Here is a 23,615-nt window from a genome sequence, read left to right as displayed (position 1 = left end):
TACGGATGTCGGGAGAGCTGTGATCGCACCACGCCGGACCCGTCGAGCACGAGGCTCGACGGCAGTGCCCCTCGTCTCGGGAAGAGCCCTCTGAGATGGGAACCGCCATGCGCTCTCGCCGCCCTCTGCGCGCCGTGCTGCTCGCCGCCCTCGCGACCCTCGCGACAGGCGCGATGCTGACCTCAGGTCTGACCGTCGCGAACGCAGCCGGGACCGGCCCGGTCACCTTGCAGCAGCGCGACAGCTCGGTCGTCACCGCCGATCCGCTGCCCACCGTGCAGATCGACAACGGCTACGTGTGGGCGCAGACGATGATCGGCAACACCGTGTTCGCCGGCGGCGGCTTCGCCAACGCCCGGGCACCGCTCGCCGCGCCGGGCACGAGCCTCACCCCGCGGAGCAACATCCTCTCGTACGACATCCGGACCGGGAACCTCCTGTCCTTCGCGCCGCAGGTGAACGGCCCGATCCGCGCCGTCGCCGCCTCGCCGGACGGCACGCGCCTCTACATCGGCGGCTCGTTCACCTCGGTGAACGGCCAGACCCGCTTCAACTTCGCGGCCCTGAACCCGACCACGGGTGCACTGCTGCCCGACTTCAACGCCTCGATCGGCGGCAGTGGCGTGTACGGCATCGCGACCACGAGCGACACCGTGTACGTCACCGGCCTCTTCACGCAGGCGAACGGCGTGGCGCGGCAGAACCTCGCCGCATTCGCGACCTCTGACGGTGCCCTGCGCTCGTGGGCACCCACGCTCGACCGCCAGGGCGACGCGATGGTGATCGACCCGGACGGCTCGCACGTCATCGTCGGCGGCCGCTTCTACCTCACGAACGGCGTCGTCCAGCGCGGGCTCGCCCCGCTCGACCCGGTGACCGGTGCCATCGACACCGCCTGGGCCGCCTCGAAGTCTGTCATCAACGGATGGTCCGAGGGGTCGTACGCCGGCAAGGCCGGCATCTTCGCGCTCACGACCGACGGCTCGGGTGTCTTCGGCACCGGCTGGTCGTACGCGCCTCAGACCATCGGCAACCTCGAGGGCGTCTTCGCCGCCGAGACGGGCACCGGTGCGATCCGCTGGGTGGCCGACTGCCACGGCGACCACTACGGCGTGTTCTCCACGGGCGAGGTGGTGTACGCGACGAGCCATACCCACGCGTGCAACACCGCAGGCCTCGCGCCGGAGCTGAGCCCGCGCACGTACCGGTACGTCGAGGCGTTCACCGCGACCGCCGAGGGCACGCTCACGCACAGCCCGACCTACAAGGATTGGGGCGGAACGCCCGCACCGGCGCCGTACGCGTGGTACCCCGACTTCACCGTCGGCCGCACCTCCGGCCTCAACCAGGCAGGTCTGTCGATGACCGGCAACGACCAGTTCCTCTCGGTCGCCGGCGAGTTCGGCAGCGTGAACAACCTTCGCCACGAGGGCATCGTCCGCTTCTCCACAGCACCGCCCAACGGGCCGAAGCAGGGCCCACGCATCGCGAGCGCGACCTGGGGTGCGCCGACCGCGACCTCACTGGTCGCAGGTCGGGTGCGGATCTCGATCCGCGGCAACTGGGACCGTGACGACCGCGACCTCACCTACGAGCTGCGACGGGCGGGAACGGCCGGCGTGGTGCAAGCGCGGGTCGTACCCTCCAGCTGGTGGTCGCAGCCCCAGGTCACGTTCACCGATACGGGGCTGACACCGGGAGCGAGCTACACCTACACCGTGAGGGTCGCCGATGGTGATGGCAACGCAGTGACCAGCCCGGCGACGACGGTGGCCGTTGCGAGCGGCCAGACGTCTGCGTACGCGAATGCTGTGCTGGACGACGGCGCGACGCTCTACTACCCCCTCGGCGCACTTCGGACGGACTGGGCGGAATCGACGGTGCCGCTGTTCGGCACCGGTGCGATCAACCTGGCGCCCGGAGCGGTCGCGGGGGCCACCGGAGAGTCGGCATCGAGCTTCGACGGCACCACGAGCGGCCGCGTCTCGTCGAACGTGAGCGCGAGGGTGTCGAGCGCCTTCTCGACCGAGCTGTGGTTCAACACGACGAGCACGCAGGGCGGCAAGCTCGTTGGCCTCGGCAGCTCGCAGACCGGCTCGTCGACCAGCTTCGACCGCCACGTCTACATGCGGAACGACGGCCGGCTCACGTTCGGCGTGCGTCCGGCCGGCGTGATCCGGACGATCTCGTCGCCGGCTTCGTACAACGACGGCCGCTGGCACCACGTCGTCGCAAGCCAGGGGACGGACGGCATGGCGCTCTACGTCGACGGCATTCGCGTGGCGCAGAACACAGCCGTCACGACAGCGCAGACGTACAGCGGCTACTGGAGGATCGGCGGCGACAACCTGAGCTCCTGGCCTAGTGCCCCGTCGTCGGCCCACTTCCGGGGCGCGATCGACGAGGTGGCCGTCTACAGCAGGGTGCTTTCGAGCACTCAGGTGTCGACGCACCACGCGATCGGCTCGGGCATCCAGGCGCCGACGGCGGCCTTCCAGGCGTCGACGAGCACGCTGAGCGCGAGCTTCAACGCGTCAGGTTCGACCGCCGGGAGCGGCTCGACGATCGCGTCGTACGCGTGGCAGTTCGGTGACGGGGCCACCGGCACCGGCGTCTCGCCCACGCATCCCTACAGCCAGGCGGGCACGTACGCGGTCACCTTGACCGTCACGGACAGCCGCGGGCTCACTGACACCGTCACGCAGGACGTCACGGTGCAGGCCGCCAACGTCCGGCCGACGGCGTCGTTCACCAGCACCGTCGACGATCTCGACGTCGCCGCGAACGGCTCGGCTTCTTCCGACCCGGACGGCAGCGTCGCGTCGTACGCCTGGGGCTGGGGCGATGGCACGCCGAACGGTTCGGGCGCGACGGCCACGCATCGATACGGTGCCGCCGGCACCTACACGGTGACGCTCACCGTCACCGACGACGACGGTGCCACCGCGTCGACCACCCGGGTGGTGCAGACCACCGAGCCTGATGCGCCGCGACCCGCCACGTACGCGGCCGCGGACGACTTCTCCCGCACGGTGGCGTCGGGCTGGGGGACGTCGGAGGTCGGCGGACCGTGGACCGTCACCGGCACCTCGGCCCCCGCGTCCGTCGGCAACGGCGTCGGCACGCTCGCCCTCGGCGCGGGTTCGACCAGGGACCTGCGGCTGAACGCGCTCGCGCTCAGCGACCTGCGGGTCTCGATGGATCTGCGGCTCGACCAGGCGCCGGCGACCGGTTCCTCCTACCTGGGTGTCATCACGCGGTCGACGTCGGCCGGCGACTACCGGGTTCGGGTCTGGCTCCGCGACAACGGCACGGTCTGGCTCGTCGTGCAGCACGGGTCGACGGTGCTGCGGAGCTACCAGGTGCCGGGCATCACTCGCGCAGCCGGTGACTGGTTCACCCTCGAGGTGGAGGTCACGGGGACGACGAGCACGACGGTCGAGGCGAGCCTCTGGCGCGCCGGCACGCCGCAGCCCGCGGCGTGGCAGGTGAGCGTCACCGACGCCACCGGCTCGAACCCGACCGGCTCGGTGGGCGTGCACGCGAACCGCAGCAGCACGGCCACCGCGACCGGCGTCTTCTCGATCGACGCGTTCCGGGTGACGAACCTGGGGTGAGACAGAGCATCGCTGCGGGGGCCCGCTCGCGCGCTGCGCGGGCGTTCTCTGCGTCTCTCGCGCGAGTCCGCGGTCGGTGCTCGGCCGCCGGTTCAGTCGGCAGTGGCTGCGGTGCCCGTTGCCGGTCGGCGGCGGGTCGCCATGAGCCGGACGAAGCCCATGAGCGACTGCGCGTCCCGCCGGTAGATCGGCACGAGCAGCGAGGCCGAGGCGGTCACGAGGCCCGCGGCGAGCCCGGCGCCCACCGCCGCCCACGAGCCGAGCGGCGATGCAGCCTCGCCGGCGCCCCAGGCCGCCACGCCGGCGAGCAGCGTAACGACGAAGATGCGCACCGCGCCGCCGTAGAGCCGTCGCGTGGGCATCGGCGTGACGCGGGAGAGCCACGCGAGCGAGATCGGCCACGCGATCGCCGGGTGCACCGCGAAGGCGATCGCGACGCCGATGACGCCGAAGAACGAGCCGATCACGATGCAGACGACCTTGATCACCGCGGTGACGAGCGTGTAGCGGAGCAGCTGCGCGCCGAGACCGCGGGCGAGGTACACCCAGTAGCCGACGTACGACAGCGTGGTGAGGAGCCCGGCGATCGCGAACATCCGCAGGATCGGCGCCGCCTCGGCCCACGCATCGCCGAGCATGATCGCGACGACCGGCTCGGCGAGGCCTGCGAGCATGGCGATGGGGATGCCGATCAGGTAGCCGAGCGCGAGCTGCGCCGCCGTGACGTACGTCTCGAAGCGCGGCTGATCGCGCTGCAGCCTCGAGAGCACGGGGAGCGCGACCGACTGCAACGGCGAGCGGACCTGTCCGAGGGGCGTCATCACGAGCTGGAAGGCCCGGTTGTACAGGCCGAGCGACGCGGTGCCGAAGCGGCCGGCGACGAGCACCGTGTCGACCTGGCGTGCGGCGTACTGCACGAGGTTCGCGGCCACGAGGTTCCAACCGAAGGTGATCATCGTGCGCACGCTGTGCGCGCGGGAGTAGCGCCGCGGCAGCCACCGGCCGGCGATGACGATGCCGATGAGCGAGATGGCCCCGTTGCACAGCTGCTGGATGACGAGCGCCCAGAACCCCGCGCCCAGCAGCGCCGCGGCGATCGCGACCGCGAGCGCGATCGCGGCCGCGGCGACGTCGACGATGGCGAGCGGGCGGAGCCGCACCTCGCGCATGAGGTTCGCACGATGTTGCGTCGCGAGCCCATTGAACACGAAGAGGAGCGCGAGCCACTGGGCCATGCCGACGATGTCGGGCTCGCCCGTGATCGCGCCGAGCGGCCAGGAGGCGAGCAGCATCGCCAGCCCGAGCCCCGTGCCGATGCCGGCGTTGATCCAGAACAGGTTGTCGCGCTGCCCGGTCGATAGCTCGGGCGCCTGGATGGAGGCGGAGGTGAGCCCGAAGTCGCGGAAGATCTCGCCGAGCCCGACGAGCACGAGCACGATCGCGAGCATGCCGTAGTCGTGCGGGGTGAGCAGCCGCGCGAGCACGGCGACCGAGATCAGCTGCAGCAGGATGCGCGCCGCCTGCGCGATCATCGTGAAGAGCGCGCCGCGCGCGGCGTCGTGCGCGAGGGTCGACGACATCATCGCGCCGCTCGTCGCACCCGGCGGAACGTGCCCCGCAGCACCCGCGCCGCCATGCGGGGCGCCGTCGCGGAGAGCCGCAGCAGGGCGTAGCCCGGATAGCGCGGCGGGCGCCGGCCGGCGAGCAGCGACCCGAGCAGCCGTGCGCGCAGGAACCGGCGCCGCTCCGTCTGCAGCGGCTGCGCCGCCGCGAGGCGGTCCATCGAGAGCGGTGCGAGCTCGATCACGCCGGCTGCCTCGGCCTCGAGGATCGTCCGGCGTCCTCGCTCGGTGCGTGCGATGAGCGCGCTCACGCCCGCGCCGTCGACGAAGGTCGGGTAGCCGTGCTCGTCCGACTCCCACGAGTCGGCGGAGACGATGTCGGCGGCCTCTCCGACCGCGTCGACGCACACCTTGCAGCGCCACTGCGTGGTCGGGCCGAGCGTGCGGCCCCATGACTCGTCGTAGTCGGCGGAGACCTCGCGGTCGCCGCTCGTCGCGGTGAAGCGACCGGGCCAGCCGCGCCCGCGGTAGCGGAGCGCCCGGACCTCGGCGTGGCGCCCGACGCCGAGCTCCGACAGCAGGGCGTCGGTCGCGCGCTGGCTCGGCGTGCCTGCGCAGAAGAACGAGAGCATGAGCGGCGGCTCACCGTCGATGAGGTCGGCGGCGGTCTGCCGCAGCGCCGAGATCTCGCAGGGCTTCGCGCAGACCGCGCTGCCGGGCGCGAGCACGTCGTCGTTGTCGAGGGCGGCGACCGGCGCGTAGCGCGAACCCGCGGCGCTGAGCGCCTGCTCGCGGGTCATGATCGAGACGGGCACGGTGCGGCGCGGGGCGTCGGCGTCGACCGCGGCGCCGGTGACGCGCGCCGCCCTGCCGCTCTCGACGAGCCAGGTGTGCAGCGCGGTCAGCGCGCCGCCGCTGCTGGCCGTGTGCCGGATCTCGGGGTCGGTCGCCCAGGCGTTCCAGACCCCGAGGTGGGCACCCAGCAGCGCGTGCGGAGTGGCGCCGCGCGGCGCGGCCGGCGCGCGCACCACGACGCCGGGGCAGCCGCGGCGGAAGATGGCCTCGGCATCGTGGATCGGCTCCGACAGCCCGGAGAACACGGGTCGCGCGTAGCCGGCGTCGTCGATCTCCATCCGCACCGACCGGTCCAGCCGGGAGCAGAGGCCGCAGCCGGAGCACGCGTCCCGCGCGAGCACGTCGGCGACCGCCCGCTCGAGCCCGGTCGTGGTGCCTCCGGTCGTCGTGGTGCCGGTCACAGGGCGCCCAGCCGCTCGAGGAGGGGCACCAGCTGCTGCTGGCCCTGCTGCTGCGCGGCGGCGGCCTTCGCTCGCAGGCCGTCGAGCCGAGCGTGGCGGAGGACGGCGGCGCCGATGCCATCGGTCTCGGCGAGCTGCACGACGTGCGGCCAGCCGATCGCGTCCATGAGGGGCGCGAACTTCCGCGAGTAGGCCATGGCGACCGTCGGCGTGCCCGTCGACAGGGCGTTGAGGCACGCGTGCATCCGCGCGCCGATGACGAGCTGCGCGGCGGCGATCGCGGACCGCGCGTCGTCGAGGTCTTCGGGGACGCGGAGCCCCACGCGGCCGTCGTACTCCGCGTGCAGCTCGCGCGATGCAGGCACGTCGTCGTCTGGGTTGTCGGCGTGGAGCACGTGGGGGAGCAGCGTGACGCTGCGCCCGTCGGCGAGCAGCCCGTCGATCACCTCGCGGACGGCGGTCCGGTAGGTGCTGGCGTCGCCGTGCGCGTCCCCGTGCCACAGCAGGCCCGAGACGTTGAGCAGCACGTCGTGCGCCGCCTCGGGCGCGGGCTGGTGCAGCCCGAAGACGAGGTCGCTCGTCACGGCGTCCGGCGCGCGGCCGAGGGCGGTCGCGGCCTCGGCGCTGATCGGATCGCGCGCGAAGACGAGGCGGCTGCGGTGCAGGGAGCGCCGGGCGAGCAAGCGGCCGCGGACGGTGCCGAACGGCCCGAGCGTCTGCGGCGCGAGCACGATGGGCGTGCCCGCCTGCACCGCGAACTCGTGCACGAGCGACATCGTGACGTGCCTCGGAAGCCCGTAGATGTCGGCGAAGCTGTCGCCAGAGCGGGTGTCCCAGACGAGGTCGAAGTCGGCGAGCCACCGCATCATGCCCTTGCGGCCGGTGAGCCGCTCGCGGAGCAGCGACCGGTCGCTGCCCCAGGGGATCGCGTCCGGGCGGCGCCGGTAGTTCATGTAGACGAACTCGGCGTCGGGCCATGCCTGGCGCAGCAGATCGACCGACCCCTGGCCGAGGGCGCGCACGCCGAGGTTCGGCGACGAGTCATCAGCCCATGCGACGAGGATGCGCATCGGAGCCTCCTTCATCTCGGGCGCCCGGAGACCCTGGCGTCACAGTAGCGGCACGGCGCGGGACGAACCGGAGGATGCGCGCCGGTAGTGTCTCACCCATGACGGGCCGATGCCGAAGCAGCAGGATGCCTTCGGCGCGCAGCGCCCCGGGTGCGAGGAGGACCGCGTGAGCGCCGAGCCGGTGCAGTGGAACCTGTCCCACGTCTGGGAGGCGCTGCGGAAGTTCTGGGCGGTCGTGGTGGGCATGACGCTCCTCGGCGGTGCCGCGGGCTACGCGATGGCGTCGGCGACCCCGCCGCAGTTCCAGTCCCGCGCATCGCTCTACTTCGCGCTCAACGAGGGCACGTCCGGAGCCGACCTCAACCAGGGGTCGGCCTACACGCAGAACCAGATGCTCTCCTTCGCGCGGCTCGCGACGTCGTCGAGGGTGCTGGACCTCGTGATCGACGACCTCGACCTGCAGACGACGCCGCGCGACCTCGCGCGGTCGATCGCGGTCACCATCCCGCAGGACACGGTCATCCTCGACGTCATCGCCACCTCCGGGCAGCCGGAGCGCGCCGCCGCCGTCGCCAACAGCGTCGCCGAGCAGCTCGCCGTCGTGGTGCTCGAGGTCGGCGCCGACAGCGTGGAGGGCGCCGCGACGATCAGCGCCTCCGTCATCGACGACGCGGTCGCTCCGACGGTGCAGACCGTGCCGAACAAGACTCGCGACGCGCTGCTGGCAGCGGCGATCGGCTTCCTGCTGGGCGTGCTCACGGCCTTCGTCGCCACCGTCGCCGACACCCGCGTGCGGAACGAGGCAGCGGTCGCGAGGGTCACGGATCTGCCGGTGCTCGGCGTCGTGACGCGCGCGACGCGCGGTGTCGGCGCAGGGCTCATCGTGGCGCGCGAACCCCACGACCCGGTGTCGGAGGACATGCGGCGGATCCAGTCGGCGCTCGCGTTCACCACGCTCGACGGCACGTCGCGCCGTCTCCTGATCACCTCGTCGTCGCCCGGCGAGGGCAAGTCGACGTTCTCGACCAACCTCGCGGTGACGCTCGCCGACTCGGGGGACCGGACGCTCGTGATCGATGCCGACCTGCGCCGCCCGCGGGTGGACGAGCTGTTCGGCCTCGACGGCTCGGTCGGCCTCACGACGGCCCTCATGGGTGGCATCGAGCTGTCGCGGGCGATCGTCGGCTGGCGCGAGCACGGCCCGGACGTGCTGACCTCGGGCGCGCTGCCGCCGAACCCCGCGACGGTGGTGACCTCTGAGGCGTTCCGGTCGGTGCTCGACGACGCGGCGGAGCGCTACGACGTCGTCATCATCGACTCGCCGCCTGTGCTGACCGTGGCCGACTCGAACCTGATCGCCCCGCTCGCCGACGGCGTCGTGATCGTCGTCGACGCGTCGAAGACCCGTCGGCCCCAGCTCGCGAACACGATCCGCTCGCTCGAGTCTGCCGGCGGGCGCATCCTGGGCATCGTGCTCAACCGTGCTCGCCCCTCGAAGCATCGCAACACCTACTACGCGGACGATCCCGGCGCTGAGCGTCGGCAGAAGCGGCCGGTCGCGCGAGTGCGGCATTCAGCGGTGCCCGAGGCGTGACAGTCGCCGGCCGAGCCGCGCGCGGCCGGTCGCCGGCGCGTACGCCAGGCGGAACCGCCGCACGAAGCGGGTGGCCTCCGCGGGCGTCATGAGGCCGCGGTCCGACCAGAGCCGCACGATCCGGCGACGGGTCGGCGCATCCGCCCGCGCGAGCGCGCGACGATGCACGGCGAACCACGCGGCGCCGGTCTCGGTCGCCTCCCGGATCGCGTCGGCCGCGCCGTCCTCGTTGGCGTGGGCGGGCCAGAGGATCGGTGCCGGGATGGTGTCGCCGTTGACGGGCGAGCCCGGGCCGCGCAGCAGGCACCAGCCGGAGTAGAGGAAGAACTCGAGCAGCCCCGCGCGCTCGAAGGCATCGGCGAACGGCTCGCGCGCCTCTGCCTCGATGTCGTCCATCATCCGGCGCGCGAGCGCGGTGTCGACGACGAAGGGCGTGACGGTGCGGGGGAAGTCGGCGACGAGCCGCTCGACCGCGTCGTCGTCCGCCCCCAGATGCCGGAGCGTGCGCTCGAGGCTCTCGCGCAGCGGATGCACGGCGTAGGAGTGCGTGCCGCCGCGGGCGGCTCCCGTCGCGTCGACGAAGTCGTCGGCGCCCGCCCGTCCGATGAGGTGGTTCTTCGCATCGAGGATCACGTAGTGCGGCGTGCTGATGCGCCGGGCCACGAGCAGCTTCGCCGCCTGCTGGCTGCGCCACCCCGCCGCGCCGCCGTCGACGCCCAGCTGCGCGGTGCGCAGGAACGACACGCGCGGCGCGAGCGCGGGGCCGAAGCGCTCGAGCACCGCACGCCGTGCGCGGCGGCCCATCCCGCCCGCGCAGTTGTCGAGCACGATGATCGCCGCGACGCCATCGGGATCCAGGAAGTGCGCGAGCGAGCGAGCCTGGAGGTGCAGGAGCGCGAGCTCCGGTTCGAAGACGACGGTGACGACGGTGAGGTGTGCGGTCACGACAGGGCGAGCCCGGCGCCGGCCTGCGCCGGCACGGCCCGGCGGGCGTGGCGCGCGAGCTGGTGCACCGAGCTGCCCTCTCGCAGCCGCATCGCGAGCTGCTCGTAGTCGTCGGCGACATCGTCCCAGCGGAAGACCCGCGCCGCGCGCTCGCGGGAGCGCAGGCCGCGCGCCAGCACGGCGGCGTCGTCGCCCTCGGCGGCCTCGAACGCGTGCGTGAGCTCGGCCGGGTCGCCGAAGAACCAGCCGTCGTCGGCCAGCACCTCGCGGTTGAAGCCGACGTCGAACGCGATCGTGGCCGCGCCGGCGCCCATCGCCCGCAGCAGCGACGGGTTGGTGCCGCCGACCGAGTGGCCGTGCACGTACGTCCGCGCGTGCGCGTAGAGGGCATCGAGCAGCTCGCTGTCGTAGATGCAGCCCACCAGCCGGATCCGGGCATCGCCGTCCGCCGCCTCGTGGATCGCCTGCGTGTAGGCGGCGCTGTAGGGCGCAGCGCCGACGACGACGAGCGGCCGCGTCGCGCTGCTCGCACGGTAGCCCTGGACGATCTCGAGGATGTGGTTCTCGGGCTCGAAGCGCGCGACCGCCACGTGATAGCCGCCGTCGACGAGGCCGAGTGGCTCGAGCAGCGAGGCGTCGGTGCCGCTCAGGATCGGCGCGCCGTAGCGGATGAGCTCCGTCGGCACGCCGAACTCCTCGCGGTAGTACTCGGCGATGCCTGGCGCATCGGCGATGAGCGCGTCGGCGGTCTGCACGGCGAAGGACTCCGCCCAGCGGTAGTAGGCGCGGCCGGCGCCGCCCCACTTCGAGCGCCGCCACTCGAGGCCGTCCATGTGCACGGCGACCGGGATGCCGCGCGCACGCAGCAGCGGCACGTACGGAGCGTTCGCCGCGTTGAAGACGATCGCGGCATCGGGCCGCCGGCCCGCCATCGCCCGCAGCGTCGCGAGTCCCGTGCGGCTGAGCGTCTCGGCCTGCTTCAGGCGGAGGGCCGGCACGTGGATCACGCGCATCCCGCGGTAGGTCGTCACGTCGGGCTGGGTGTCGTCGCCGTAGACGGTGACGTCGTGCCCGCGCTCGACGAGTCGGGCGCCGACCTCCTCCGCCGCCGTCTCGAAGCCGCCGTAGCTCGCGGGGACGCCGCGGGTTCCGAGCATCGCGATGTGCATGGTCTCTCCTCAGGTGGTGCCGGCGGCTCAGTAGGCGCCGGAAGGATGGATGACGACGCGGGCGGTGCGGACCATGATCATGAGGTCCTGCATCACCGACCAGTTCTCGACGTAGCGGAGGTCGAGGCGCACGCTCTCGTCCCACGAGAGGTCGCTGCGGCCGCTGATCTGCCAGAGACCCGTGATGCCCGGCTTCAGGTAGAGCCGCCGCATCGCCACGCCGTCGTAGGTGGTCGCCTCGCCCGGGAGCGGCGGGCGCGGCCCGACCACGCTCATGTCGCCCTTGAACGCGTTCCAGAACTGCGGCAGCTCGTCGAGCGAGTGCTTGCGGAGGAAGGCGCCGACGCGCGTGATGCGCGGGTCGTCCCGCAGCTTGAAGAGTGGGCCGGCGCCCTCGTTGTGCGCCTGCAGCGCCGCGAGCTCCTGCTCGGCGTCGACGCGCATCGTGCGGAACTTCAGCATCGCGAACGTGCGCCCGTCGCGGCCGACGCGCTGCTGGCGGAAGAGGATCGGCCCGGGGGAGTCGAGCCGGATCGCGATCGCGATCGGCACGGCCAGCACCCCGACCGCCAGCAGCGCGAAGGAGGAGACGACGACGTCGAGCGCGCGCTTCAGCACGTGCTCGCCCCCGTCGAAGGTGGGGATCCGCACCTGGATGAGCGGCAGGCCGTCGACCGGGCGGAAGGAGATGCGGGGGCCGGCGACATCGGTCAGGCGGGAGAAGAGCACGAGCTCGGCGCACGTGCCCTCGAGCTGCCGGCTGAGCCGCGTGAGGTAGGCGGGGTCGGCGTCGGGCTTCGCCGCGAGGATCACGGTGTCGGCCCCCATGCGCTCGGCCATCTCGGCGATCCCTGCGTGGGCGCTCAGCACGGGCACGCTGCGGCCGCGCAGCTCGAGCGGGTCCCCCTGGTGACCTGCGACCGCGGCGGCGATGACGTGGTAGCCGAGGTCGGGCGCGCGGCCGAGCCGCTCGAGCACGTACGCGACCTCGTCGTGGTCGCCGACGAGGATGGTGCGCGACGCCCACTCGCCGTCGCGGCGGCGGGCGAGCAGCCAGCGCCGCCACTGCCAGCGGCCGAGGAGCAGAGCGACCATGCCAGCCGGCAGCGCGATGAGCAGCTGCAGCCGGAGCGCGGGCCAGTCGGCGACGAGCGCGAGCGCGGCGAGCGCGGCGAAGGCGAGGCCCGTGGCATGCACGACGCGGCGGTACTCCGTCGCGCCGGCGCCGAGCACCGCGGCGTCGCGGGAGCCGATGGCGGTGAGCGCGACGAACCATGCGAAGACGACGAGCACGGGCGCTGCGAGCACCTGCTCGAGGGGGACCGGCACGAGCGCGCTCTCGCCGGCCGGAGTCGCGACGGCGCTCACCAGGAGCGTGGCCGACGCGACGATCGCGAGGTCCGTCAGCGTCAGGTGCAGGCGGGTGCGGCGCTCCTGCAGCAGGCGTCGGGCGAGCGAAGGCGTGGCGCGCGGCGACTGCGCGCCGGGCAGCGCGAGCGGGGCCTCGACCGGGATCGCGGCTGCGACCGCCCCCAGCTTGCGCGATGTGCCATGCCAAGCACGCTGCACCTGCACCACCCACTTCCGAGAAGGGCGGCGAGTCGTCGCAACCCCTCACATAACGCTGTTTCCAAACAGTATGTGGAAATGAGAGATGCGCGACAAGCGAAGATCCCCGCACGAGGAGACTCGTGCGGGGATCGTCAGGCGGCACTGAGGCGTTGCTCAGCCGAAGGGGTGATCAGTACCCCGGGGTCAGCCCAGTGCGGACTCCAGGATCGCCGACAGCTCCTGCGCGGAGCGCTTGGCCGAACCGGTCGCCGGGCTCGCGGCGGGAGCGCGGCCGACGACCTTCAGCGTGCGGCCGTGCAGGTGCCGGGGGAGCGCCAGGTGCATGAACGGCCATGCGCCCTGGTTGAGCGGCTCCTCCTGCACCCAGACGAGCGACGCGTTCGGGTAGCGGTCGACGGTCGCGTTGATCTCGTCGATCGGCAGCGGGTACAGCTGCTCGACGCGGACGAGCGCGATGTCGGTGCGACCGCGCTTGCCGAGCTCGGCCTTCAGGTCGTAGTGCACCTTGCCGGAGTGCAGGAGCACGCGCGTGACCGCGCCCGGGTCCTGCACCTGGCGGTCGTCGATCACCGGCTGGAAGCGGCCGCTCGTGAAGTCCTCGACCGGGCTCGTCGCGTCGCGCAGGCGCAGCATGGCCTTGGGCGTGAAGACGACGAGCGGCCGGCGCGGACGCGCGTACGCCTGCCGGCGCAGCAGGTGGAAGTGGTTCGCGGGCGTGGACGGTCGCGCGATCGTCATGTTGCGCTCGGCTGACAGCTGCAGGAACCGCTCGATGCGAGCCGACGAGTGGTCGGGGCCCGCACCCTCGTAGCCGTGCGGCAGCAGCAGCACGAGCGACGACTGCTGGTTCCACTTCTGCTCGGCGGAGGCGATGAACTCGTCGATGACGATCTGCGCGCCGTTGGCGAAGTCGCCGAACTGCGCCTCCCACAGCACGAGCGCGTCGGGGCGCTCGACGGAGTAGCCGTACTCGAACGCCATCGATGCGTACTCGCTCAGCAGCGAGTCGTACATCGAGAGACGGCCCTGGTCCTCGCCGAGGTTCGCGAGCGGCAGCCACTCCTGGCCGTTCACGCGGTCGTGCATGACGGCGTGGCGCTGCACGAACGTGCCGCGACGCGTGTCCTGCCCCGACATCCGCACCGGCGTGCCCTCGATGAGCAGCGAGCCGAGTGCGAGCAGCTCGCCGAACGCCCAGTCGATGCCGCCCTCGCGGGTGGCCTTGACGCGCTTGTCGAGCACCTGCTGCACCTTCGGGTGCACCTCGAAGCCCTCGGGCGGGTTGCCGTGCGCGTCGCCGATCGCCTCGATGACCGAGGCCTCGACGCCGGTCGTCTCAGGCTCGCCGACGAGCTGCTCGGCAGCGGGGGTCGGCGTCACGGCGGGCATCGAGCCGGTCGCGGCGGCGTGCGTCTCCATGAAGGCCTGCTCGAGCTTGCCCTGGAAGTCGGCCTGCGCCGCCTGGTACTCCTCCTCGGTGATGTCACCGCGGCCGACGAGGTTCTCGGCGTAGAGGGTGCGGACGGAGCGCTTCGCCTCGATGAGCGAGTACATGAGCGGCTGCGTCATGGTCGGGTCGTCGCCCTCGTTGTGCCCGCGGCGGCGGTAGCAGATGAGGTCGATGACGATGTCGCGCTTGAACTCCTGGCGGTACTGGAACGCCAGCTCCGCCACGCGCACGACCGCTTCGGGGTCGTCGCCGTTCACGTGCAGCACGGGCGCGTGGATCGCCTTCGCGACGTCGGTCGCGTAGGTCGACGAGCGCGACTCCGAGGGCGGCGTGGTGAAGCCGACCTGGTTGTTCACGACCAGGTGGATCGTGCCGCCGGTCTTGTACGCGCGCAGCTGCGACAGCTGGTGCGTCTCGAACACCACGCCCTGGCCGGCCATCGCGGCGTCGCCGTGCACGAGCACGGGCAGCACCGATGCCTCGCCGTCGCCGATGCGGTCCTGCTTCGCGCGCACGATGCCCTCGAGCACGCCGTTGACGGCCTCGAGGTGCGAGGGGTTGGCCGCGAGGTACACGGGCACGGTCGAGCCGTCGGCGGCCGTGAACTCGCCCGAGTTGCCGAGGTGGTACTTCACGTCGCCCGAGCCCTGGAAGACGGCTGCGCCCTCGAACTCCTGGAACACCTGGCCGTAGGTCTTGCCTGCGATCGAGGTGAGCACGTTGAGGCGGCCGCGGTGCGGCATGCCGATCGCGACCTCGTCGAGGCCGGCTTCGGCGCTGCCCGCGAGGAGCGCGTCGAGGAAGGCGATCATCGACTCCGCGCCCTCGAGCGAGAAGCGCTTCTGGCCGACGTACTTGGTCTGCAGGAACGTCTCGAACGCCTCGGCCTCGTTGAGCTTGCGCAGGATGCGCATCTGCTCGTCGTGCGTCGGCTTGACGTAGGGCACCTCGAGGTGGCTCTGGAACCACTGGCGCTGCGCCGGGTCGGCGATGTGCATGTACTCGATGCCGATCGTGCGGCAGTACGAGTCGCGGAGCACGCCGAGGATGTCGCGCAGCAGCGCCGAGCGCTTGCCGCCGAAGCCGCCGGTGACGAACTCGCGGTCCAGGTCCCAGAACGACAGCCCGTGCTGCTCGATCTCGAGGTCGGGGTGCGTGCGCTGCACGTACTCGAGCGGGTCGATGTCGGCCATCAGGTGGCCGCGCACGCGGAACGAGTTGATGAGCTGCGCGACGCGCGTCTGCTTCGAGAGCTCGTCGGCGGCGCGCACCGAGACGTCGGTCGACCACTTGATGGGCTCGTAGGGGATGCGCAGGTCGGCGAAGATGCCGCGGTAGAAGTCCTGGTCGCCGACGAGCAGGTTGTTCACGATCCGGAGGAACTCGCCGGAGCCCGCGCCCTGGATGACGCGGTGGTCGTAGGTCGAGGTCATCGTGACGGTCTTGCCGACGCCCGCGTCGGCGAGCCGCTCGGGGCTCGAGCCCATGAACTCTGCGGGGTAGTCGAGCGCGCCGACGCCGATGATGCAGCCCTGCCCCTGCATGAGGCGGGGGACCGAGTGCACGGTGCCGATGCCGCCGGGGTTCGTGAGCGAGATCGTCGTGCCGGCGAAGTCGCCGGCCTCGAGCTTGTTGGCGCGCGCCTTCTTCACGATCGCCTCGTACGCCGCGACGAACTCCGAGAAGTCCATCGTCTCGCACGCCTTGATGCTCGGCACGAGCAGCGCGCGGCTGCCGTCGGGCTTCGGCATGTCGATCGCGATGCCGAGGTTGATGTGCGGCGGGGCGACGAGCGAGGGCTTGCCGTCGATCTCGTCGTAGTAGACGTTCTGGCTCGGGAACGCCTTGAGCGCCTGCACGATCGCGTAGCCGATGATGTGCGTGAACGAGACCTTGCCGCCGCGCGTGCGGCGGAGGTGGTTGTTGATGACGATGCGCTGGTCGATCATCAGCTTCGCCGGCACGGTGCGGACGCTCGTCGCGGTCGGGACCGCGAGCGACTTGTCCATGTTGGCGGCGAGCGACTTCGGCATGCCGCGGAGCGTCGTGACGACGGGCTGCTCGGAGGGAGCCTGCTCCGCCTTCGCCGCCTGCTTCGCGCCGGCGCTCGGCGCGTCGGCGGGGACGGGCGTCGGGCGGGCTGCCTGCCGCGTGGTGCGCGCGACGATGGCGCCGTCGGCGCGGGCGGGTGCGGGCGTCTCGGCCTGGCCCTCCTTCTGCTCCCGGGGCGCGTCCTGGGCGCGCTGGCCCTTGCCGGAGTCGACGGGTCCATCCGGGCGCGACTCGGCGCGCACCGGCTTGCGGGGCGGCGCGGGCCGCGACGGCGCGGCGCTCGGGGTGGGGGCCGGGGCGGGCGGTGCCGCCGCGGGCGTCGCCGCCTCCGCAGCAGCCGCCTCGGGCGCGGCGGCCGGCGGCGGCGTCGCCGCGCTCATGCTCGTCGTCGCATCACCGGAGGCACGCTGTGCGGCGTACCGCTCGAGGATGGGCCACCATGACTGGGCGACGGCGCTCTTGTCCTTGGCGAAGAGCTGGTACTGCTCCTCGACGAGCCACTCGTTCGCTCCGAAGTCGCTGTCGTCCGCAGGGCTGGACACGGTATCGATCGCCTCTTCCGAATTCTCGGGCATGCCGCAGGCAGTCCGCGGCCACGTGTCCTTCCAGCATAGGGCGTGCGGCTGGGGCTCAGTGCGTGAGCCCGAGCTCGGCGAGGTCGACGCCGGCCGCCTCGACCGCGAGCAGCATGACCTCGCGCCGCCACACCACGCGCGGCTCGAAGCGCAGCGGCATGCCGGCCTCAGAGGGCGTGCGATCGCCCTTCGCCCCGTTGCAGGCGACGCACGCGGTGATGGTGTTGAGCCACGTCGACTCGCCGCCCCGCGAGGCGGGATGGATGTGGTCGATGGTCGCGCCGGGGCCCTCGCAGTACGCGCACCGCCGCCGGTCGCGGTCGAGCACGCCGCGGCGGCTCCACGGCATCCGGTCGTACAGGCGCGTGTGCGGGATCTGCACGTAGTCGTTGAAGACGACGACGCGCGGCACCGGCAGCTCGAGCGAGTTCGAGCGGATGGTGCCGTCGGCGGCCAGCACGATCTGCGCGCGCTCCTTGACGATGAACGCGACCGCGCGCTGCAGCGATGCGACGCCGATCGGCTCGAGCGTCGCGTTGAGCACCACCACTTGCGCTGTCATCGCGTCTCCGGGTCCATCGTGCCGCATCCGCCTGTGGGTTGCGCAGAATAGTGTCGACGACGTGGATGCCGGACCTGGCGACGTCGGCGTCGTGCCCCTCGAGCGCGGCGCGCGCATCGCGGTCGCGACGCTCGTCGACGGCAGGGCGGTCGACGTGCGCATCCACCCGGCGGCCGACGTCGGGCTCGACGATCGCCTGCGCGGCCGCTCGTCGGCGCGCATCGTCTGGCAGGACGCGAAGGCGGTCGCGCCCGTGCTGCTCGACGCCGCAGTGCCGATCGACCGCGTGCGCGACGTGCGGCTCGTGCACCGCATCCTCGCCGAGGCACGCGGGCTGCAGGCGGAGGAGCGCTGGGCGCGCTCGCTGCGCTCCGACGCCGAGGGGCTTTTCTCGCTCGCGCCCGAGGCGGAGCCGCTCGACGCGCTCGCCGAGCAGCTGCGGCTGCAGGAGGCGGCGATCGGCGACGACCCCGGGCTCGCGATGCTCGCGGCCGCCGAGTCGATGGGCGCCGTCGTCGCGGTCGAGCTGAGCCGCGAGGGGCTGCCGTTCGACCGGGCGCGGCACGACGCGCTGCTCGTGGAGGCGCTCGGTGAGCGCACCGCGCCGATCGGCGCGGCGGGCAGGCCGCGACGCATGGAGGCGCTCGCGAGCGAGATCCGCGAGGCGCTCGGCGACCCGGCGCTCAACCCCGACTCGCCGCAGGAGGTGCTGCGGGCGCTGCGGCGCGCGGGCGTCGACGTCGCCTCCACCTCGCGCTGGGAGCTGCGCGAGCACGACCACCCGGTGATCGAGCCGCTCGTGGCGTACAAGCGGATGTCGCGGCTGCACACCGCGAACGGCTGGTCGTGGGCGCAGCGCTGGGCGCGCGTCGACGAGCGCGGCCGCTGCCGGCTCGCGATCGAGTACGTGCCGGGCGGCGTCGTGACCGGCCGCTGGGCGACGGAGGGCTCGGGCGCGATGCAGATCGCGCGGCAGATCCGCGGCGCCGTCGCCGCCGAGCCCGCCATGCGGCTCGTGGTGGCCGACGCGGCGCAGCTCGAGCCGCGCGCGCTCGCGGCGCTCGCCCGCGACGAGGCGCTCGCCGAGGCGGGCAGGGGCGCCGACCTGTACCAGGCGCTCGTCGACCGCGGTGTCGTCGACACCCGCGACCACGCGAAGCTCGGCATGCTCGGCGCGCTCTACGGCGGCACGACCGGCGAGGCGGCGGCCGTGCTGCCGAGGCTGGGCCGCGCCTACCCGCGCGCCATGGCGGCGGTCGAGGCCGCCGCGAGGGCGGGGGAGCGGCGGGAGCGGGTGCGCACGTGGCTCGGCCGCGCGTCGCCGCTGCCACCGCGCTGGCGCGACGACGAGCGAGGCGGCCGCCAGGCGCGCGCGTGGGGCAGGTTCACGCGCAACTTCGTCGTGCAGGGCACGGCGGCCGAGTGGGCGCTCGCGTGGATGGCCGGGGTGCGGCGGGCGATCCGCGACGTCGAGGGCGCGGCGCTCGTGTGCTTCCTGCACGACGAGGTGATCGTGCAGGCGCCGGCGGAGCGCGCCGAGGAGGTCGCGGAGGCCGTGCGGGAGGCGGCGGCGCTCGCCGGCCGCACGCTCTTCGGGGGCTTCCCGATCGAGTTCCCGGTGCAGGCGGCGGTCGTCGGCGACTGGAGCCAGGCGAAGTAGCGTTGGGGCCATGCGATTCATCGGCGACGTGCCGGAGCACGACCTGACCTACTCCGACGTCTTCCTGGTCCCCAGCCGCAGCGGCGTCGGCTCCCGCATGGACGTCGACCTCTCGCCGGACGACGGCACGCGCGCGACGCTGCCGATCGTCGCGGCGAACATGAGCTCGGTGACGGGCCCGCGCATGGCCGCCGCGCTCGCGCGACGCGGCGCGCTCGCCGTGCTCACCCAGGACCCGCCGCTCGACGAGACCTGCCGCGCGATCGCCTGGGTCAAGGCGCAGTCGGTCACGCTCGAGTCGCCCCACCGCGCGGCCCCCGACGACGTCGTGCAGGACGCGCTCGAGCGCGTGCCCGCGATCCCGGGCCACTGCGTCGTGGTGGAGGCGCCCGACGGCTCGATGCTCGGCGCGATCCCGGCGGAGCGGCTCGCGTCGGCGCTCCCGGACGCCCGGCTCGGCGACCTGCTGCACTCGCACCTGCCGGTGCTCGGCCCGGACGACGTCCGCGACGGCCGTGCGATGTTCGCGGCGCTCGAGCGCGAGGGCGTCGACGTCGCCCCGGTCGTCGAGGACGGCCGCTGCGTCGGCATCGCCTCGCGGCTCGGCGCCCTGCGCGCCGACCTCTACCTGCCCGCGCTCGACGCATCCGGCCGCCTGAGCGTGGCCGCCGCCGTCGGCATCAACGGCGACCCCGGCGCGAAGGCGAAGGCGCTCGCCGAGGCGGGCGCCGACGTGATCGTCGTCGACACCGCCCACGGCCACCAGGAGGGGATGCTGCGCGCGCTCGAGGCGGTGCGCCGCGCGATCGGCGACGACCTGCCCGTGGCCGCGGGCAACGTGGTCTCGGCCGACGGCGTGCGCGATCTCGTCGCCGCGGGCGCATCGATCCTCAAGGTCGGCGTCGGGCCCGGCGCCATGTGCACGACCCGCATGATGACCGCGGTCGGCCGGCCGCAGTTCTCGGCGGTGCTCGACACGGCTGCCACCGCGCACGAGCTGGGCGCGCGTGTCTGGGCGGACGGTGGCGTGCGCTACCCGCGCGACGTCGCGCTCGCGCTCGCGGCCGGCGCCTCGAGCGTCATGATCGGCTCGTGGTTCGCCGGCACGATCGAGGCTCCCGGCAGGCTGCAGCGCGACGCACAGGGCCGGCTCTACAAGGAGTCGTGGGGCATGGCCTCGACGAAGGCCGTCGAAGGCAGGTTCGGCGGGCTCGACCCGTACGAGCTCGCGCGCAAGCGCCTCTTCGCCGAGGGCATCTCGTCCTCGACGATCCTGCTCGACCCCCAGCGCCCGAGCGTCGAGGACCTCGTCGACATGATCACCGCGGGCGTGCGCTCGTCGTTCACCTACGCGGGCGCCGACAGCGTGCCGGCCTTCCGCGAGCGCGCACGCGTCGGCGTGCAGTCTGCGGCGGGCTACGAGGAGGGCAAGGCGCTGCCGGTCTCGTGGTGACCGAGTGGGCTCCGCACGGCGAGCGCCGGTAGGATGCCCGGGTGAACGACGACCCCAGTCATAGTCCCGAGCCGGGACCGATCCGCTGATGGACGTGCTGCTGATCTGCATCGGCGTCGTGCTGACGATCGGAACCGGCCTCTTCGTCGCGAGCGAGTTCGCGCTGGTGAACCTCAACCGCGCGGAGCTCGAGGCGCGGCGCGAGCGCGGCGAGTCCCGGCTCGAGGGCACCATCAAGGCGCTCCGCCAGACCTCGACGCACCTCTCGAGCGCGCAGCTGGGCATCACGCTCACGACGCTCCTCACGGGCTACACGATGGAGCCCGCGATCTCGCGGCTGCTCACCCCCGTGCTGGTCTCGTGGGGCATCCCGGAGGACTTCGCCGATCCGCTCTCGAGCGTGATCGCGATCACCGGCGCGACCGTGCTGTCGATGATCGTCGGCGAGCTCGTGCCCAAGAACTTCGCGCTCGCGAAGCCGCTCGGCACCGCGATCGCGGTGACGCCCTTCCAGCGCGCCTTCACCGCGGTGTTCAAGCCCGCCGTGCTCGCGCTCAACGGCTCGGCCAACGGCATCCTCCGCTCCATCGGACTCGAGCCGAAGGAGGAGCTCTCGGGCGCCCGCACCGCAGAGGAGCTCTCGACCCTCGTGCGCCGCAGCGCCATGGAGGGCGCGCTCGACGCGGGCGCGGCGACGCTGCTCTCGCGCACGCTGCGCTTCTCGGAGCTGAGCGCGGGCGACGTCATGACGCCGCGGCCGCGTGTCCAGGCCGTCGACCGCTCCGCATCCGTCGCCGACCTCATCGCGCTGTCGCACGCGACCGGCCTCAGCCGGTTCCCCGTCTACGACGACGACCTCGACGACGTGCTCGGCATCGCGCACATCAAGCAGGCGATCTCGGTGCCGCGCGACCGCCGCGCCGACGTGCCGGTCGGCGCGATCGCCGAGGAGCCGCACCGCGTGCCCGAGTCGGTCAAGCTCGACGCGCTGCTCGCCGACCTCAAGGAGCGCGGCTACCAGATGGCAATCGTCATCGACGAGTACGGCGGCACGGCCGGCATCACGACCCTCGAGGACCTCGTGGAGGAGGTCGTCGGCGAGGTCTCGGACGAGCACGACCGGATGCACGTCGAGGTCGTGCGCGGCCCAGGCTGGGTGACGTTCCCCGGCTCCTTCCGCCCCGACGAGCTCCGCGAGCGCGCCCGCGTCGAGGTGCCGGAGGACGGCCCGTACGAGACGATCGGCGGCTACATCATGGCTGCGCTCGGCACGGTGCCGGTCGTCGGCGACACCGTACCGGTCGAGGGCGGCTCGCTCCGCGTCGAGCGCATCGACGGCCGCCGGGTCGACCGGGTGCGGTTCGTCGAGCACCAGCAGCAGCAGGAGGGCGCACGATGAGCGACTGGCTCGGCATCATGTGGCTCGTCATCCTGCTGGTGGCGAATGCCTTCTTCGTCGGCGCGGAGTTCGCCGTCATCTCGGCGCGGCGCAGCCAGATCGAGCCGCTCGCCGACCGCGGCAACCGCGCGGCGAAGCTCGCCCTGTGGGCGATGGAGCACGTCTCGCTCATGCTCGCGATGTGCCAGCTCGGCATCACGATCTGCTCGCTGCTGATCCTCAACGTGTCGGAGCCGGCGATCCACCACCTGCTCGAGGGGCCGCTGTCGTGGACGGGCCTCGCGCCCGAGGTCGTCTCGGTCGTCGCGTTCGTCATCGCGCTGCTGCTCGTCACCTACCTGCACGTCGTGCTCGGCGAGATGGTGCCGAAGAACGCCGCGTTCTCGGTGCCCGACCGAGCGGTGCTGCTGCTCGCGCCGCCGCTCGTGCTCATCTCCCGCGTGTTCAAGCCCGTCATCTGGCTCATGAACGCGGTGGCGAACGGCATCCTGCGGCTCGTGCGCGTCGAGCCCGTCGACGAGGCCGCGAGCGCCTTCACGATCGACGAGGTCGAGACGATCGTCGAGACCTCGAAGCGCGAGGGGCTGCTCTTCGACCCGACCGGCGCGATCTCGCGCACGTTCGAGTTCACGGAGCGGCGCGTGCGCGAGGTGGCCCTGCCGCTGTCCGAGATCGTGACGATGCCGGTCGGTGCGACGCCCGCCGACATCGAGCAGGCGGTGCGCGAGCGCGGCTTCTCGCGCTACGTCGTCACCGATGCCGACGGGCAGCCGAGCGGCTACGTGCACATCAAGGACGTGCTGGGTGCCGACGACGACGAGGCGGCAGAGCCCGTGCCGGCCAAGCGCATCCGCCAGCTCGCCTCGATCTACCAGGAGGCGGAGGTCGAGGACGCGCTGGCGCTCATGCGCTCGACCGGCGCGCACATCGCGCGCTCGTTCGACGCGAACGGCGACACGACCGGGCTGCTGTTCCTCGAGGACATCATCGAGGAGCTCGTCGGCGAGGTGCGCGACGCGACCAGGAGGCTCTTCTGACGCGCGAGCGGGGCTGGCTGTGGCTCGGCTTCGGCGGCGTCCACGCGCTCCTCGCGATCCTGAACGTGCCGAGCGTCTCCGACGCCTTCGGCGACGTGCTGTACGTGTACCCGTCGTGGGTGCAGCAGGGCGAGGCGGGGGAGTGGCTCGGCATCGACGTGGAGTGGGTGTACCCGCTGCTCGCGTGGGCGCCCATCCTGGTGTCGAACGTGCTCGGCACGGACGCGCTGCCGCTCGTCTGGGTGCTGCTCGTGACGGCGCTCGACGCCGTCGCGTTCCACATGCTGCTGCGCGTGCCGCGCGGGCCCGTGCTCGCGTGCACGTGGCTGGCGCTGCAGCTCGCGCTCGGGCCGGTCGCGATCGCGCGCATCGACACCGTCGCGGTCGCGATCTCAATCATCGGGGTGGCGGTGCTGCGCGGCGGGCGGCCGGGGCTGGCCGCGGCCGCCTTCACCGTCGCGGCGTGGATGAAGGTATGGCCCGGCGTGCTCTACCTCGCGCTGCTCATCGCGCGGCGCGAGCGCCTGCGGGTGCTCGCAGCGGGCGCGATCGTCTCGGCCGCCGTGCTCGCCGTCGCCGCGCTGCTCGGCTCCGGGCACGCGCTGTCGTTCCTCACGCAGCAGGAGGACCGGGGGCTGCAGA

14 protein-coding genes are annotated in these 23,615 nt (G+C 72.7%); 6 read left to right on the top strand and 8 right to left on the bottom strand.

Annotation, left to right across the window (positions count from 1 at the left end; genetic code table 11):
• Positions 1–107: 107 nt before the first annotated feature.
• Entirely contained in the window at positions 108–3,617 is a 3,510-nt protein-coding gene (locus ACVWW9_RS00130; RefSeq protein ID WP_456513910.1) for a PKD domain-containing protein, read from the top strand.
• A gap of 92 nt (positions 3,618–3,709) precedes the next feature.
• On the opposite strand, the gene ACVWW9_RS00125 is transcribed toward ACVWW9_RS00130, so the two are convergent.
• The 3 genes from ACVWW9_RS00125 to ACVWW9_RS00115 are packed head-to-tail and all read right to left on the bottom strand — an operon-like array spanning position 3,710 to position 7,505.
• Positions 3,710–5,200 (bottom strand): lipopolysaccharide biosynthesis protein, encoded by a 1,491-nt coding sequence (locus tag ACVWW9_RS00125; RefSeq protein WP_456513909.1) that lies wholly within the window; start codon positions 5,198–5,200, stop codon positions 3,710–3,712.
• Positions 5,197–6,435 carry a Coenzyme F420 hydrogenase/dehydrogenase, beta subunit C-terminal domain gene (locus tag ACVWW9_RS00120; protein ID WP_456513908.1) on the bottom strand — a complete coding sequence of 413 codons (1,239 nt, stop codon included), beginning with the start codon at positions 6,433–6,435 and terminating at the stop codon, positions 5,197–5,199. The genes ACVWW9_RS00125 and ACVWW9_RS00120 overlap by 4 nt, the downstream gene beginning before the upstream one ends.
• The gene (locus ACVWW9_RS00115; protein ID WP_456513907.1) at positions 6,432–7,505 is read right to left on the bottom strand and encodes a polysaccharide pyruvyl transferase family protein; all 1,074 of its coding nucleotides are present in this window, start codon (positions 7,503–7,505) and stop codon (positions 6,432–6,434) included. Before ACVWW9_RS00115 ends, ACVWW9_RS00120 begins: the two co-directional genes overlap by 4 nt.
• A 109-nt stretch (positions 7,506–7,614) precedes the next feature.
• On the opposite strand from ACVWW9_RS00115, the gene ACVWW9_RS00110 reads away from it, so the two are divergent.
• Complete coding sequence (locus ACVWW9_RS00110) at positions 7,615–9,099, top strand: polysaccharide biosynthesis tyrosine autokinase (RefSeq protein WP_456513906.1); 1,485 nt, start codon at positions 7,615–7,617, stop codon at positions 9,097–9,099.
• On the opposite strand, the gene ACVWW9_RS00105 is transcribed toward ACVWW9_RS00110, so the two are convergent.
• The 5 genes from ACVWW9_RS00105 to ACVWW9_RS00085 all read right to left on the bottom strand — a co-directional run bounded on the left by ACVWW9_RS00105 (position 9,079) and on the right by ACVWW9_RS00085 (position 17,424).
• Positions 9,079–10,044, bottom strand: a complete 966-nt coding sequence (locus ACVWW9_RS00105) for a DUF6492 family protein (protein ID WP_456513905.1) — start codon at positions 10,042–10,044, stop codon at positions 9,079–9,081. The genes ACVWW9_RS00110 and ACVWW9_RS00105 overlap by 21 nt on opposite strands.
• Positions 10,041–11,213, bottom strand: a complete 1,173-nt coding sequence (locus ACVWW9_RS00100; protein ID WP_456513904.1) for a glycosyltransferase — start codon at positions 11,211–11,213, stop codon at positions 10,041–10,043. Before ACVWW9_RS00100 ends, ACVWW9_RS00105 begins: the two co-directional genes overlap by 4 nt.
• Before the next feature lie 27 nt (positions 11,214–11,240).
• Positions 11,241–12,782: a sugar transferase gene (locus ACVWW9_RS00095; RefSeq protein ID WP_456513903.1), complete on the bottom strand. Its 1,542-nt coding sequence runs from the start codon at positions 12,780–12,782 to the stop codon at positions 11,241–11,243.
• Between the two features lie 186 nt (positions 12,783–12,968).
• Entirely contained in the window at positions 12,969–16,862 is a 3,894-nt protein-coding gene (locus tag ACVWW9_RS00090; RefSeq protein ID WP_456513902.1) for a multifunctional oxoglutarate decarboxylase/oxoglutarate dehydrogenase thiamine pyrophosphate-binding subunit/dihydrolipoyllysine-residue succinyltransferase subunit, read from the bottom strand.
• 55 nt (positions 16,863–16,917) lie between these two features.
• Positions 16,918–17,424: an HNH endonuclease gene (locus ACVWW9_RS00085; RefSeq protein ID WP_123698237.1), complete on the bottom strand. Its 507-nt coding sequence runs from the start codon at positions 17,422–17,424 to the stop codon at positions 16,918–16,920.
• 61 nt (positions 17,425–17,485) lie between these two features.
• On the opposite strand from ACVWW9_RS00085, the gene ACVWW9_RS00080 reads away from it, so the two are divergent.
• The 4 genes from ACVWW9_RS00080 to ACVWW9_RS00065 all read left to right on the top strand — a co-directional run bounded on the left by ACVWW9_RS00080 (position 17,486) and on the right by ACVWW9_RS00065 (position 22,973).
• Positions 17,486–19,084, top strand: a complete 1,599-nt coding sequence (locus ACVWW9_RS00080) for a bifunctional 3'-5' exonuclease/DNA polymerase (protein ID WP_456513901.1) — start codon at positions 17,486–17,488, stop codon at positions 19,082–19,084.
• 10 nt (positions 19,085–19,094) lie between these two features.
• Positions 19,095–20,537, top strand: a complete 1,443-nt coding sequence (gene guaB1, locus ACVWW9_RS00075; RefSeq protein ID WP_354260055.1) for a GMP reductase — start codon at positions 19,095–19,097, stop codon at positions 20,535–20,537.
• Between the two features lie 88 nt (positions 20,538–20,625).
• Positions 20,626–21,936: a hemolysin family protein gene (locus tag ACVWW9_RS00070; protein WP_456513900.1), complete on the top strand. Its 1,311-nt coding sequence runs from the start codon at positions 20,626–20,628 to the stop codon at positions 21,934–21,936.
• Complete coding sequence (locus ACVWW9_RS00065) at positions 21,933–22,973, top strand: hemolysin family protein (protein ID WP_456513899.1); 1,041 nt, start codon at positions 21,933–21,935, stop codon at positions 22,971–22,973. Before ACVWW9_RS00070 ends, ACVWW9_RS00065 begins: the two co-directional genes overlap by 4 nt.
• Positions 22,974–23,615 lie beyond the last annotated feature (642 nt).

It is taken from the genome of Agrococcus sp. UYP33, from assembly GCF_054060915.1.
This window is presented reverse-complemented; position numbering and strand designations above follow the sequence as displayed.

Bases quoted from the DNA above. Each gene is read 5' to 3' on its own strand.
- ACVWW9_RS00065 (WP_456513899.1), top strand. From the start codon at position 21,933: ATGAGCGACTGGCTCGGCATCATGTGGCTCGTCATCCTGCTGGTGGCG.
- ACVWW9_RS00100 (WP_456513904.1), bottom strand. From the start codon at position 11,213: ATGCACATCGCGATGCTCGGAACCCGCGGCGTCCCCGCGAGCTACGGC.
- ACVWW9_RS00115 (WP_456513907.1), bottom strand. From the start codon at position 7,505: ATGCGCATCCTCGTCGCATGGGCTGATGACTCGTCGCCGAACCTCGGC.
- guaB1 (WP_354260055.1), top strand. From the start codon at position 19,095: ATGCGATTCATCGGCGACGTGCCGGAGCACGACCTGACCTACTCCGAC.
- ACVWW9_RS00125 (WP_456513909.1), bottom strand. From the start codon at position 5,200: ATGATGTCGTCGACCCTCGCGCACGACGCCGCGCGCGGCGCGCTCTTC.
- ACVWW9_RS00070 (WP_456513900.1), top strand. From the start codon at position 20,626: ATGGACGTGCTGCTGATCTGCATCGGCGTCGTGCTGACGATCGGAACC.
- ACVWW9_RS00090 (WP_456513902.1), bottom strand. From the start codon at position 16,862: ATGCCCGAGAATTCGGAAGAGGCGATCGATACCGTGTCCAGCCCTGCG.
- ACVWW9_RS00085 (WP_123698237.1), bottom strand. From the start codon at position 17,424: ATGACAGCGCAAGTGGTGGTGCTCAACGCGACGCTCGAGCCGATCGGC.
- ACVWW9_RS00110 (WP_456513906.1), top strand. From the start codon at position 7,615: ATGCCGAAGCAGCAGGATGCCTTCGGCGCGCAGCGCCCCGGGTGCGAG.
- ACVWW9_RS00130 (WP_456513910.1), top strand. From the start codon at position 108: ATGCGCTCTCGCCGCCCTCTGCGCGCCGTGCTGCTCGCCGCCCTCGCG.